10 protein-coding genes are annotated in these 12,188 nt (G+C 72.0%); 6 read left to right on the top strand and 4 right to left on the bottom strand.

All coding sequences use genetic code 11. From position 1 onward, the window contains the following. The first annotated feature begins 432 nt into the window (after nt 1–432). Both cobF and ACPCJR_RS04835 read left to right on the top strand, forming a co-directional pair. A complete protein-coding gene (gene cobF, locus ACPCJR_RS04830; protein ID WP_391510434.1) occupies nt 433–1,191 on the top strand; it encodes a precorrin-6A synthase (deacetylating) in 759 nt (252 codons plus the stop codon). A 227-nt stretch (nt 1,192–1,418) separates the two neighbouring features. Beyond that, a complete protein-coding gene (locus ACPCJR_RS04835) occupies nt 1,419–2,711 on the top strand; it encodes a hypothetical protein (protein WP_391510433.1) in 1,293 nt (430 codons plus the stop codon). 27 nt (nt 2,712–2,738) lie between these two features. On the opposite strand, the gene ACPCJR_RS04840 is transcribed toward ACPCJR_RS04835, so the two are convergent. Together ACPCJR_RS04840 and ACPCJR_RS04845 are read right to left on the bottom strand one after the other, a co-directional pair. After that, complete coding sequence (locus ACPCJR_RS04840) at nt 2,739–4,436, bottom strand: methyl-accepting chemotaxis protein (protein ID WP_391510432.1); 1,698 nt, start codon at nt 4,434–4,436, stop codon at nt 2,739–2,741. A 207-nt stretch (nt 4,437–4,643) separates the two neighbouring features. After that, the gene (locus ACPCJR_RS04845; RefSeq protein WP_391510431.1) at nt 4,644–5,210 is read right to left on the bottom strand and encodes a hypothetical protein; all 567 of its coding nucleotides are present in this window, start codon (nt 5,208–5,210) and stop codon (nt 4,644–4,646) included. A 404-nt stretch (nt 5,211–5,614) separates the two neighbouring features. Between ACPCJR_RS04845 and ACPCJR_RS04850 the strand changes: the two genes are divergently transcribed. The 3 genes from ACPCJR_RS04850 to ACPCJR_RS04860 all read left to right on the top strand — a co-directional run bounded on the left by ACPCJR_RS04850 (nt 5,615) and on the right by ACPCJR_RS04860 (nt 8,364). Beyond that, on the top strand, nt 5,615–6,310 hold the full coding sequence (locus ACPCJR_RS04850; RefSeq protein ID WP_391510430.1) for an AAA family ATPase: 696 nt from the start codon (nt 5,615–5,617) through the stop codon (nt 6,308–6,310). Further along, the gene (locus tag ACPCJR_RS04855) at nt 6,294–6,650 is read left to right on the top strand and encodes a ribbon-helix-helix domain-containing protein (RefSeq protein ID WP_391510429.1); all 357 of its coding nucleotides are present in this window, start codon (nt 6,294–6,296) and stop codon (nt 6,648–6,650) included. Before ACPCJR_RS04850 ends, ACPCJR_RS04855 begins: the two co-directional genes overlap by 17 nt. 313 nt (nt 6,651–6,963) lie before the next feature. Then, nucleotides 6,964–8,364 (top strand): septal ring lytic transglycosylase RlpA family protein, encoded by a 1,401-nt coding sequence (locus ACPCJR_RS04860; RefSeq protein ID WP_391510428.1) that lies wholly within the window; start codon nt 6,964–6,966, stop codon nt 8,362–8,364. Nucleotides 8,365–8,432: 68 nt separating this feature from the next. Here the strand turns inward: ACPCJR_RS04860 and ACPCJR_RS04865 are convergent, their stop codons facing one another. Both ACPCJR_RS04865 and ACPCJR_RS04870 read right to left on the bottom strand, forming a co-directional pair. Next, nucleotides 8,433–10,322, bottom strand: coding sequence for a hypothetical protein (locus ACPCJR_RS04865; RefSeq protein WP_391510427.1), 1,890 nt, complete (start codon nt 10,320–10,322; stop codon nt 8,433–8,435). Between the two features lie 127 nt (nt 10,323–10,449). Continuing rightward, a complete protein-coding gene (locus tag ACPCJR_RS04870; protein WP_110352796.1) occupies nt 10,450–10,776 on the bottom strand; it encodes a HesB/IscA family protein in 327 nt (108 codons plus the stop codon). Nucleotides 10,777–10,863: 87 nt separating this feature from the next. On the opposite strand from ACPCJR_RS04870, the gene ACPCJR_RS04875 reads away from it, so the two are divergent. Continuing rightward, nucleotides 10,864–12,165, top strand: coding sequence for a deoxyguanosinetriphosphate triphosphohydrolase (locus ACPCJR_RS04875; protein ID WP_391510426.1), 1,302 nt, complete (start codon nt 10,864–10,866; stop codon nt 12,163–12,165). Nucleotides 12,166–12,188: the final 23 nt, after the last annotated feature.

Raw genomic sequence — 12,188 nt, forward strand, 5'->3', positions numbered from 1 at the left:
AGGAGACGCAACCCGACGAACGGTGACGCGTTCTGCCTATCCCGGATCGATCGGCAGTATCGCCACAGTCAATCGCTGAACGTCCGTTAAGGATGTTTCGTCGGTTCGCCGTCTGGATTGCGTGAGCAACGGTGACGAAACGCACCGCGCAATCCCACTGCACAAGGTTAGGGGTTATTTAACGGATCAAGGCGGCCGCGAGAGAGGAGCCGCAACGGAGACGAGAGATGAGCCAGCGCATCGAAGACATCAAGTTTATGGCGACGATGACCTTCGTCACCCTGTTCGGCACTTGCCTGACGGCGCTGGTGGGCTGAGCGAAACCCGCCTCCACGACTCCCCTTTTGGGCCGAATGCGTTAAGAAGCCGCTTCCATCCCAAGCCCGCTCCAGGGCGGACTTCGCCGGGACGCACCCGGCCGGAAGCTGAGACTTGCGACACATCCACGTCATCGGCATCGGCACGGGCAACCCGGAGCACCTGACGGTTCAGGGCATCCGGGCGCTGCAGGCGACGGACGCCGTCTTCGCCCTCGACAAGGGCGACGCGAAAGCCGGGCTCATGGGCCTGCGCCGCGGGATCTGCGACCGCTACATCGAGGGCCGCCCCTACCGCTTCGTCGAAGCGCCCGATCCCGAGCGCGACCGCCGGCCCGCCGATTACGGTGCGGCGGTGGACGACTGGCACGCTGCCCGCGCCGCGCTCTACGAAAGCCTGATCGCGGACCACCTGCGCGAGGACGAGCGGGGCGCCTTCCTCGTCTGGGGCGATCCTTCCCTCTACGACAGCACCCTGCGCATCCTGGAGCGCGTGCGCGCCCGCGGGCGCGTCGCCTTCACCCACGACGTGATCCCCGGCATCACCAGCGTGCAGGCCCTGGCCGCCGCGCACCGCATCCCGCTCCACCCCATCGGCGAGCCGGTGCGGATCACGACGGGCCGCCGCCTGCGCGACGGGCTCGGCGAGGGGCCCGGCGCCACCGTGGTGATGCTCGACGGCGACCCGCGCTTCGAGGGTCTCGACCTGGACCTGACGATCTACTGGGGCGCCTATCTCGGCACCTCCGACGAGATCCTCGCCGCGGGCCGGCTCGGCGATGTCGCGGAGGAGATCCGCCGGGTGCGCGCCGAGGCCCGCGCCCGTCACGGCTGGATCATGGACACCTATCTGCTGCTCCGCCCGGCGCCCTGAGACGCGCCGCGCGCGGCCTGCGGCAAAGTGTCGAAGCGGGGAAGCAATCGTCCCTCTTCCACGGCGCCCGGAACGGAATCTTCCGCCCCGGCACGCCCCGGCGACAAGGGATGCCTCCGGCCGCTTTTTCGCCCTGGCAGAGGCCTTGCTTCGCCACCTCCACGATGGACATTCTCGGGACGACAGAACCCGGACCATCGGGACGACGGATGCCTTGGGGGCGTGAGATGACGGCTGGCTCGCGGCGAGCCGTGCGCGGGGCGACCTGCGTCGCGATTCTGCTGGCCTGCACCCTGATGGCGGGGCCATCGCCGCTCGGCCTGGGCGAGGGCCAGCTGGCGCCCGGTCCGCGCGGGGCGGTGGACCCGGCCGGCCTCGCCCTGCGCGATCCCGACCCGTTCGCGACCGCGCCGGAGCCTTCCGCGACCCGCCTCGCGCTCGGCCCGCAGGGGCGCGACGTGCGGCTCTCCGGCGAGCTGACCGAGGGTGCCGCCGAACGGCTCGCCCAACTCCTCGACAACCACGGCTCGGTCGAGCGCATCCATCTCACCAGCGAGGGCGGCCTCGTCGAGGAGGGGTCGGCGATCGGTGCCCTGATCGCGCGGCACGGCCTCGTCACCTACGTGCCGGATTACTGCGTCTCGGCCTGCACCCTGGCCTTCGTGCGCGGGCGCGAGCGGTTGGTTCTGGCCGAGGCCCGGCTCGGTTTCCATGCGCCCTACGAGACCGGCCCCTTCGGCGTCGAGATCGCGGCCGACAGCGCGCCGGAGCGGGCCGCCTACCTCGCCGCGGGCGTCGAGGCCGATTTCGTCGACGCCGCCCTCAAGGTGCGGCCGGATGACCTGATGATCCCCGACACCGCCACCCTGGTGCGGGCCGGGGTCGCCACCGGCATCGTCGGGGCCGACCGCTTCCCCGATTCCACCCTCGACGGGGCCGACGGACCGGACGGTGCCCGCAGCGTCCTGCTCCGGTCGTTTCCGCTCCTGCGCCCGGTCGAGGCGCAAGCGCCCTGGATCGTCGATCGGATCGCCGACCATTACCGCGCGCTCTACGGGGAGGGCGCTTCCGAGGCCGAGGCCGGCGACAGCCTGCGGCGCTTGGCGAGCCGCACCGTCCTGGCGGGCCTGAGCCGGGCCGAGCCGGAGGCCCTCGTCGCTTTGGGCGCCTATCTGGCCCGGGCCATGGACAAGGCCGCCGCGGGGCAGCCGGGCGCCTGCGCGGCGATCGGCGCGGAGGGCAACCTGTTCCTCGCCCGCCGGGTGCTGGGGGAGGCGGGCGATGCCGGCGCCCGGTCGATCCTGACCCGGGCGCTGGCGGGGACGGCGCCGATCGCCTCCGGCAGGAGCGAGGCCGGCCCCCTCGGGCAGGCCTTGCCCCCGGCCGGCGCCTGCGCCGATCTGCGTCGGGCCTACGGCGCCGCGCTCGGCCTGCCGCTTCCGGCGGCGGCAGAGGCGTTGCGCGGGCTCGTCTTCGGCACCGCGCCTCCGCCCGCCCTGGAGGCGACGGCCCACCCCTGAACCGCCGCGGACCGGCCGCGGCGATCCTCAGGCCGCCCGGACGACGCCGAGGAAGCGGTCGATCTCCGCCGCGAGGTGCTCGGACTGGCGCGACAGCTCGGAGGCCGCCGACAGCACCTGCTCGGCCGCCGCCCCGGTCTCGCCGGCCGCGTTGGCCACGCCGGTGATGTTGCCCGTGACCTCGCCGGTTCCGGCCGAGGCCTGGGAGACGTTGCGGACGATCTCCTGCGTCGCCGCCCCCTGCTGCTCCACGGCCGCGGCGATGTTGGCCGCCACGGCGTCGATCTCGCGGATGCGGCCGGAAATGCCGTCGATCGCCCCGACCGCCCGGTTCGTGGAGGCCTGGATCTGGCCGATCTGGACCGCGATCTCCTCGGTGGCGCGGGCGGTCTGGCTCGCCAGCTCCTTCACCTCGGAGGCGACGACGGCGAAGCCGCGGCCCGCCTCGCCGGCGCGGGCCGCCTCGATCGTGGCGTTGAGCGCCAGCAGGTTGGTCTGGCCGGCGATGTCCGAGATCAGCTTGACGACGTGGTCGATCCGTCCGGCCGACCGGCTCAGCTCCTGCACCAGGCGCGCCGTCTCATCCGCCTCGCCGACCGCCATCTGGGCGAGGTTGGCCGAGCCCGTGACCTGACGAGCGATCTCCTGGACCGAGCTGCCCATCTCCTCGGCGGCGGCGGCGACCATGGCCACGTTGGTGGCGGCCTCCTCCGCGGCGGCGGCGACGCCCGCCGACTGGCTCGCGGTCAGGCCCGCCGTGGCGGACATCACCTGCGCCGTCGCCCGCAGCTCGGTGGAAGAGGACGAGACCATGCCGACGATGCCGCCCACCGCCGTCTCGAACCGGCCGGCGAGTTCCAGCATGGTCCGGCGGCGCTCCTCGGCCGCCGCCGCCTCGGCGATCCGGCGCCGCTCCGCCTCGTCGGCGGCCTTGCGGGCCACCATGGTCCGGATGCCCTCGACGGCCCGCGCCACGGCGCCGACCTCGTCGCCGCGCGCCGCCTCTGGGATCGCGGCATCGCTCTCGCCGCGGGCCATGCTGTGCAGCAGGTTCACGAGACGCCCCAGGGGCCGGGTGATCGAGAAGACCACGATCAGCGCCGCCAGCACCAGGGCGGCGACGAGGCCGATGGCGGCGGCGGTCACGAGCTGAGTCCCGGCTCGATCCGCATCGTGCCCGGCCTGCGTCCGGGCCTGCGCCAGTTCCGCGCTCAACATCGAGATCCGTTGCTGGATGGTCTCGCGCAGCTCCTTGCGCAGCGGGGCCGCCTCGGTCTGGGCGACCGTGGTCGCGGCGGCGGTCTGGCCCCGCAGCCCGAGGACCGACACCCGCTCGATGACGGCGTAATAGTCGGCGAGCCGCTGCCTCAGTGCCCGGTTGAAGGCGTGCCGGTTCTCGGTGTCCGCCAGGCCGTCGAGCAGAGTGAGGGTGGCGTAGCTCGCCTGGATCGACTCGTCCTGCCGGGACTTGAAGCCTTCCTTCTCGCCCAGCGTCGGAGCGAGGATGATGTTGCGGTTCTGGATCGTCGCCTCGGTGAGGTGCGTCTGGATCTGCTGGATGGTGTTCTGGCGGGCCGACTGAACATCGACGAGCTGCCGCATCTGGCCAGCGAGATCGTCGAGATGGATGCGGCTGAGGCCGACGAGAAAGACGGCGGTCGCGGCGGTGACGAGCAGCGGAATAAAGATCTTTACGATGAATGTTGCGTTCTGAAAAAATTTCATGATCGCACCCTTCTCCCTCACGGAGGTCAACATCGTGTGAGGTATTAGGAATTAAATTTTTATAACTGATGATTTTTGGCTAAACCAATCATCGCGATATCTCCGGACCGCTCGATATCAGATCGGCCGGCCGGAAGAGGCCGCGACGATTGGTGGAAGCAACCACAGAGAAAGTCGGACCCGGCGAAGGGGTCCGGGAAGCGGGGCTCAATGCACCTGACGCGCTCCGGCCCGCAGGCAGCGGGCGAGTTCGTGGCCGATTTCGACCGCAACCTCATCGACGAGGCGGACCAGGGGCGGGTTGCGCAGGTCGGCCACCAGACCCTTCATCGCGGTGGCGTGGTCGGCCAAGCGGTTGGCCTGCCGCTGAACCCGGCTCGCTTCGGGGCCATCGGAGCGGCGCGCCTCGGTCAGATCGAAGGCGAGCCCCTGGGTCGCGCGCGGTCCGGCCCCGGGATCGTGCCCGCACCGGCCCATGAGGCGAAGCCAGCGCGGCCCGTCCGGCCGCGGCCGGGTACGGACCTCCACCTCGAAGAGGCAGCCATCCTCGCCCGCGGCCCGCAGCATGCTCTCCAAGCGGGCAGCGTCTTCCGCCTCCACCGCGGCCAGCGCCCGGGCCAGGGGCAGCGCGGACGCATCCTCGATCGGCACGGCGAGCAGGCGCGCCAGGATCGGCGAGAGGGCGATGCGGTCCGAAAGCGGATCGTGCGCCCAGGCGCCGAGGCAGGCCGTTCCGGCGAAGGCGATCGTGAGGTCGGGTTGGAAGGCCGTCATCTCGGGACACCGGCGAAGGATGGAACGCGCACGGCCAAGACCCAGAGGCCAAGCCCCGGAGGCCGAGACCCGGAGGCCAAGACCTTGGGGATCCTTTCACCCGCGATCGCCGTCTCGGCCTTGCATGGCGCAAGAGGCAAACCTCAGGTAAATTTATAGCCGCAATAACTGTCTTAGGTTATTCTAGCGGAGCCTTCCGCCCGGCGTAAAGCCCTCAGGTCGAGGACCCGGTCAGATCTCAACCACAGGTCCGGCATCGCGCGCGAGCGCCCCGTCGGGGACGGCCCGCGGCCGGGCCGTTTAACGGCCGGTTAACCATGTTGGGCGACATCCCGGATCAGGGCATCCCGGCATCACAGGACGGGCCGGCCCGTCGGATTCGAAGGACGGTGGGGGCTGCCGGCATGAAAGCGATCACGTTCGTCACGCAGAAGGGGGGCAGCGGCAAGAGCACCCTGTGCATCTCGCTCGCCGTCGCCGCGCAGGAGGCGGGCCACACGGTCTGCATCCTGGAGATGGACCGGCAGGCCACCATCTCCGACTGGCTCGACCACCGCACCGCCGACGGTCCCGAGGTGGCGCAGATCGACGCCACGCATCTAGACCTCGTGATGGAGCGTCTGGCCGAGTCGTCCTACGACTACGTCTTCATCGACACCCCCGGGATCGATTCCAGCGGCACCCTCTCGGCGATCCGGGCGGCGGATCTGTGCATCATCCCCTGCCGGCCGACGCCCGCGGACCTGCGCGCCTTCAAGCCGACGCTCGCCGCGGTCTACCGCCTGGAGAAGAAGTTCGCCTTCGTGCTGAACCAGACCCCGCCGCGCTCCTACCGCATCCGCGACGCCGCCGACGGCCTCGCGGTCCTCGGCATCCTGCCCGACGTCAACATCGTCTCCCGCACCGACCACCAGGACGCCATCGGCGTCGGCCAGGGCGTGACCGAGTACAATCCGAAGGGTCAGGCCGCGGGCGAGGTGCGCCGGCTGTGGAGCTGGATCGAGCGCCGAATGCAGGCGGCGCGGCCGCGCAAGGCGTCCGGCAAGGAAGTGGCCAAGGACGCGGGCAAGGACGCGGGCAAGCATGCCAAGGCCGCCTAAGCTCGACCTCGCCTCGATCGTCGCCTCCGCCAACCCGCCCCAGACCAAGCGCGGGAGCGCGCGCAGGGCCGCGGCGCGCTCCGCCAAGCCGGCGGACGCGGAGGTCGTCCGGCTCGAACCGGCGAGCCCGGCACAGGAGCCGGGACGGGGCGCCACGCTCAAGGAGCGCGCCAAGCAGATGTCGGTCTATCTGGAGCCGCCGGTCTACGACCAGCTCCGGGACTTGGCCTATGCCGAGCGCACCAAGATGCACGCGCTGATGCTGGAAGCGCTCGATCTGCTGTTCGAGCGGCGCGGCGCCCGCTCCATCGACCAGATCCTGGGCGAGCCCCGACGCTGAGCCGGGCTGCCCCCTCCGGGCGGGGGAGGGGCGGCCCGAGCGGCGTCGCCGCGGCCGGAACGGCGCGGATCTTCCCATTCCGGATCGGGCCTAAACCCCATCCGTTCCCGTTTTGCAGGCTCCGGCTCGCGCGGCTTGTCCACCGCCCGGGCCGGAGCCTGCGCGCGTTCAGCCTTCCTTTACCGCGTCCGGACGATCCTCTGGGGATCGGCCGGCCCATCGCGTCGGCCCGGTTCGAGTGCGTGATCCCTTCCGGCCCCGCTTTCCGCGGCCGTGAGGGGCCTGTGGCGTAGGCGGGGAGCGGGCGGGCGACATGGCACAGGTCGAGGCACGGGTCTTGGCGGGGGTCGGCACGGCCCCGGAGGATCCGGCGCGGCGCGCGCTGCCCGTCCTGCGCCTGCTGGCGGTCTGCGCGGTGGCGCTGACCACCGCCAACTGCGCCAACAACCCGCAGAAGTTCGCGGGCGCCGCCTCGTCCGATGGCGGGATCGACCCGAAATACGGGGTGAAGGCGAGCCGCCGCCTCTACAACGAGGGCGACGTGATCCCGAAGGGCGGCGGCCGGCGCTTCTCGGGCAAGCCCTACGTCGTGGCGGGCAAGACCTACGTGCCCCGCGAGGATGCGAAGGGCTATGTCCGCGAGGGCCTCGCCTCCTGGTACGGCAGCGCCTTCCACGGGCGTGTCACCGCCAACGGCGAGGTGTTCGACCGCCACTCCATCGCCGCCGCGCACCCGACCCTGCCGCTGCCGAGCTACGTCCGGGTGACCAACCTCGACAACGGCTACTCGATGATGCTGCGCGTCAACGACCGCGGCCCCTATCACGCCGGCCGCGTCATGGACGTGTCCGAGGAGGCGGCCCGGGCGCTGGACTTCCATCGCCGGGGCACGGCGCGGGTGCGCATCGAATATGCGGGCAAGGCCTCGATCGCCGGCAGCGACGACCGCAAGCTGCTCGCCACCCTGCGCACCGACGGCCGCCCCGCCTCGGGCGGGCGGGCACCGGTCATGATGGCCGATCTCGGTCCGTCCGAGCCGGAGGCCGCCCCCGAGCGGCTCGAACGCGCCTCGCGGGCGCTCGCCTTCCGCCCGGCGGGCGAGCGCGACGACGATGCGCCGGAGGTCACACCCGCCGCCCGTCCGGCCCGGCCCGCGCCCATCGTCCTGGCGAGCGCCGCCGTCGCCGTCCCGGCGGCTCTGCAGCCGACCGCCGGGCGCGTCGCCCCGTTCCGTCCCGCGCCGGTGGCGATGGCCGCCGCGCCCGCCAAGCATGCCCCGAGCCAGCCGGCATCGGGCAAGACCGCCGCGCCGGAGCCGCGCCGCATGGTGACCGAGGCCGGCCGGCACAAGGACGGTGCGCTCTCGGCCACGCCGTTGCGACTGGCCTCCGCCCCGGCCCATGCGGCAGCGGTCAACGCCGCAGGAGGCAAGACCGCCTCCGCCAAGCCCGCGCAGGGGAAAGCTGCCCCGATGCAGGCCGCCCCGACCCGGATCGCCGCCAAACCCGCCGGCAGGGAGGCCCCATCGGAGCCGGCCGCACGCGTGGCGGCGGTGCCCAACGCCTCGAAGCTCGCCATCGCCCGCCTCGCCGCCGCACCGACCCAGACCGCCGCCAAGCCGGCCGCCAAGGCGGCGACCAAGACGGCCGCGGCACAGGCCCCGAGCGCGCCCGGCACGAAGCCGAAGCGCTCGCAGGTGGCGGCGGCGAACTGACGGACATCGTGGCCCGCCGCCCCCGGACGGGGCGGCAGGGACGCTTCGAGAAGCGCTTGGCCCGAAACCTACTCGGCCTTGGCGTTCACTTCGAGCTTGTCGAGGACGGCCGCCGGCGTCGGGGCCGTGCTGACATCGACCATGCCGAGGCCCTCGCCGCTCTTGGACTTGGCGCTGATCGAGAGCGTGCCGGGCTTGGCCACGAACTTGCCCATGGCCGCGCCGATCGCCTTGGCGGCGGCCGAGTTGCCGAGGATGACCGGCACGCCGATCACGCTCGCGGTCACGTATTCCTTGCGCAACTCGTCGGGCTTCAGGCTCAAAACCTTGGCCTGCGCATCGATGAAGCGCTCGAACAGGCCGCCATTCTCCAGGGTCAGGTCCAGTGCCTTGGCGGTGGCCGAGAGCATGGCGAAGCCGGAGACCGCCGCATCGGGATCGAACACTTCGGGGCCGATGCCGCCGAGGATCGCGTTGAGATGGAGGCGCCCCATATCCTTGCCGGAGAGGGACAGCTCCTTGAAGCTCAGCTCCCGCTTGTCCTCGCTCCAGGCGGTGTCGGCCACGAGATCGAGATCGAGGTCGCGGTAGCCGTAGAGCCCGAGCGAGCCGAGGCCCGGCACGCTCTCCACGACCGAGGCCGGCATGGTGAGGCCGGTGAGCGAGAGGCGGCTCTCGGTGGGCACGCCGTCCTTGGGCGGGCCGAAGCTCATGCTGGCGCCGCGCAGGCCCACCCGCAGCGTCGCCGGGAGCAGCGGGGCGGGAAGCGGCTTCTGGATCTTGAGAGGATCGACGCCCGCCGGCGGGGCCAGAGCCGCCTGGGCGAGGTCGAGGCCGAGATCGGACAGGGTCAGCGTGCCGAGCACGGGGGTGAGGCGGCGCAGATCCGCCTCCTGCGGGTCCGGCGCGGGGGCAGCGCCCTTCGCGGGAGCCTTGTCGGCCGGGGCGGGGGCCTTGGCGAGCTGGCGAAGGGCGGCGATGGTCGGTTCGAGGGAGAAGCCGGTGAGCGAGAGCCGGCCGATCTTGCCCTGAGCCTCCTTGGCGCCGAAGCCGATCTCGGCGAGCGTCAGGCCGGGCTCCGCCCCGCCGCCGGCATAGGCCATGCGGCCGATGCTGAAGGAGAGGGGATCGTCGCCCCGCACCTCCTTCACGGCGAGGCCGGTCGCCTCCAGGCTGCCGACCGAGACGGATTCGGCGAGATCCGCGAGCAGTCCGGCGGCGCGGGCGCGCTTGGCCGGGTCGGCCTCGGCGAGATCGGCCCCGCCCAGGGCCTCCACGGCCCCGCCCCAGGTCGCGGCCGTCTGGCGCCCGGCGAGGTCGCGGCCGGTGAGCCGGGCGATCGAGATCGTGGTGCCGCGCTCGTCGATGAAGGCGATGGTGTCCACCGCGAGCGAGGCGTAGAGCCGCTGCAGGGCGCTCGCCCCGTTGCCGGCCTCGGCGTAGAGCCGGGCCAGCGCGGTGAGATCGACCTCCTCCGCCCGGATCCGGCCGTAGCTGCCGCTGCCCGCCTGCGGTGCGCCCTCGACGCTGAGCGTCGCGCCCGCCGCGGTCAGCTCGCTGATGCGGCCCGCGCGCACCGTGCGCGCCGTGACCTCGCGGTAGGTCACGACCTGCCGCTTCTCGCCGGCGCGGCGCTCGACGCGCAGTTCCGGCAGGGTGAGGCTGCCGGCATCGAGGCGCTGGAGGCGGGCGGGCCAGGGGTCCTTCGAATCGGTCTTGAAGATCGCGAGCAGGTCGTCGCGCGACAGGCGGGTGCCGCTCACCGTCACCTTCGGCGCGGTGATCAGCGTCTCGCCGAGGGCCAGCGTCACGTTGTCGAGGACGAGATCCTGAACCGCGGAGGCCGCCTCCTGCGCCAATACCGGAGCCGCCGGTGCGACGCCTGTCAGCAGCGCCACCGCGCAGGCCGAGGCGAGCAGTGCCCGCAGGAGGACGGGACGGCGCGTCGATGACGTCATGGCTGGATCGGATCGCAGGCTGGCGGGGGATCGGTGGAGGGCCGTCCCCCATCCCTGCCGGTTTTCCACAGGCGTGGCAATTGCTGCGTTGCCACGCGGTTTCACCTTCGGCGGCCGGCAGCCCGGCTCAGAGGGCGAAGGAGGTGCCGCAGCCGCAGGAGGCGGTGGCCTGCGGGTTCTCGATCTTGAAGGACTGGCCGATCAGGTCGTTGACGAAGTCGATCGTCGAGCCGCCCATGTATTCGAGCGAGACCGGATCGACGAGCACGGTGGCGCCGTCGCGCTCGATCACCACGTCGTCGCCCTCGCGGGCGTTCGTGATGTCGAAGGCGTAGGAGAAGCCGGAGCAGCCGCCCCCGTTGACGCTGATGCGCAGCGAGGAGCCCGCGGGCTCGCCTCCCATGATCTCGTTGATGCGCTTGGCGGCGCGGGCGGTGAGGTTGATGTCGGCCATCGTGGAGCGGTCCCGTCTCGAACCCGTGTCGTGTGCCGGTGTCTCGTGTCCGGCCCGCGATTGTCGCCGGCCGTTGCGACCCAAGATATGAGCGGGACGGACGGGCCGCAACGCGGCCGATCACGGGGAAGGGTTGCACAGGTGCGGCAGAACGGCGAGCGCTGGCGGGCGCCCTATGCCACCGACCCGGGGGCGACCCGCGGGCGGCTGATCCCGGAGGCGTCCTCGCCGACCCGCAGCGACTTCCAGCGCGACCGCGACCGCATCATCCATTCCACCGCCTTCCGGCGGCTGAAGCACAAGACGCAGGTCTTCGTGCACCACGAGGGCGACCATTACCGCACCCGGCTCACGCACACGCTCGAAGTGAGCCAGATCGCCCGCGCGCTCGCGCGCGCCCTCGGGCTCGACGAGGATCTGGCCGAGGCGCTGGCGCTCAGCCACGACCTCGGCCACACCTGCTTCGGCCATACGGGCGAGGACGCGCTCCACGCCTGCATGGCCGCGTATGGCGGCTTCGACCACAACGCCCAGGCGCTGCGCATCGTCACCCGGCTGGAGCGGCGCTACGCCGGCTTCGACGGGCTCAACCTGACCTGGGAGACGCTGGAGGGTCTGGTCAAGCACAACGGCCCGCTCCTCGACGCCTCAGGCGCCCCCGTCCTGCGCTACGCCGCCGCCGGCATCCCCGCGGCGGTGCTGGAATACAACGCCCTCAACGACCTCGAATTGTCCCGCTTCGCCGGCCCGGAGGCACAGAGTGCGGCGCTGGCCGACGACATCGCCTACGACGCCCACGACCTCGACGACGGTCTGCGGGCCGGCCTGTTCGATCTGTCGGATCTCGCGGGCGTGCCGTTCCTGAAGGATCTGCTCGACGAGATCGACGCCCTGCATCCCGGCCTGGAGCCGTCGCGAAAGATCCACGAGCTGGCGCGGCGCGTCATCACCCGCTTCGTGGAGGACGTGATCCGCGAGGGCGAGGCGCGGATCGCGGCTCTCGCGCCGCGCTCGGTCGCCGACATCCGGGCCGCGGACCACCCCGTCATCGCCTTCTCGCCGGCGATCGCGGAGGCCGACGCGCAGATCAAGGGCTTCCTGTTCGCGCGGATGTACCGCCACCCCGAGGTGATGGCGGTGCGCGCCCGGGCCAACACCATCGTCGCCGACCTGTTCTCCGCCTTCCGCGCCGATCCGGGGCGGATGCCCGCCGAGTGGTCGCAGGGGCTGGAGGGTGCGGGCGAGTCCCGCGTGGCCCGGCGCATCGCCGACTACATCGCGGGCATGACCGACACCTACGCGGCGCTGGAGCATGCCCGGCTGTTCGCGGTGACGCCCGATCTGCACTGGAGCCCGCCGAGCCGGGGCCTGCCACTGACGGAGCCGTGACGCTGCCGTCAGCGGTTCGTTGG

Origin of the sequence: Methylobacterium sp. NPDC097929, assembly GCF_049543375.1 — a bacterium.
In the GTDB taxonomy this organism is placed as follows: domain Bacteria; phylum Pseudomonadota; class Alphaproteobacteria; order Rhizobiales; family Beijerinckiaceae; genus Methylobacterium.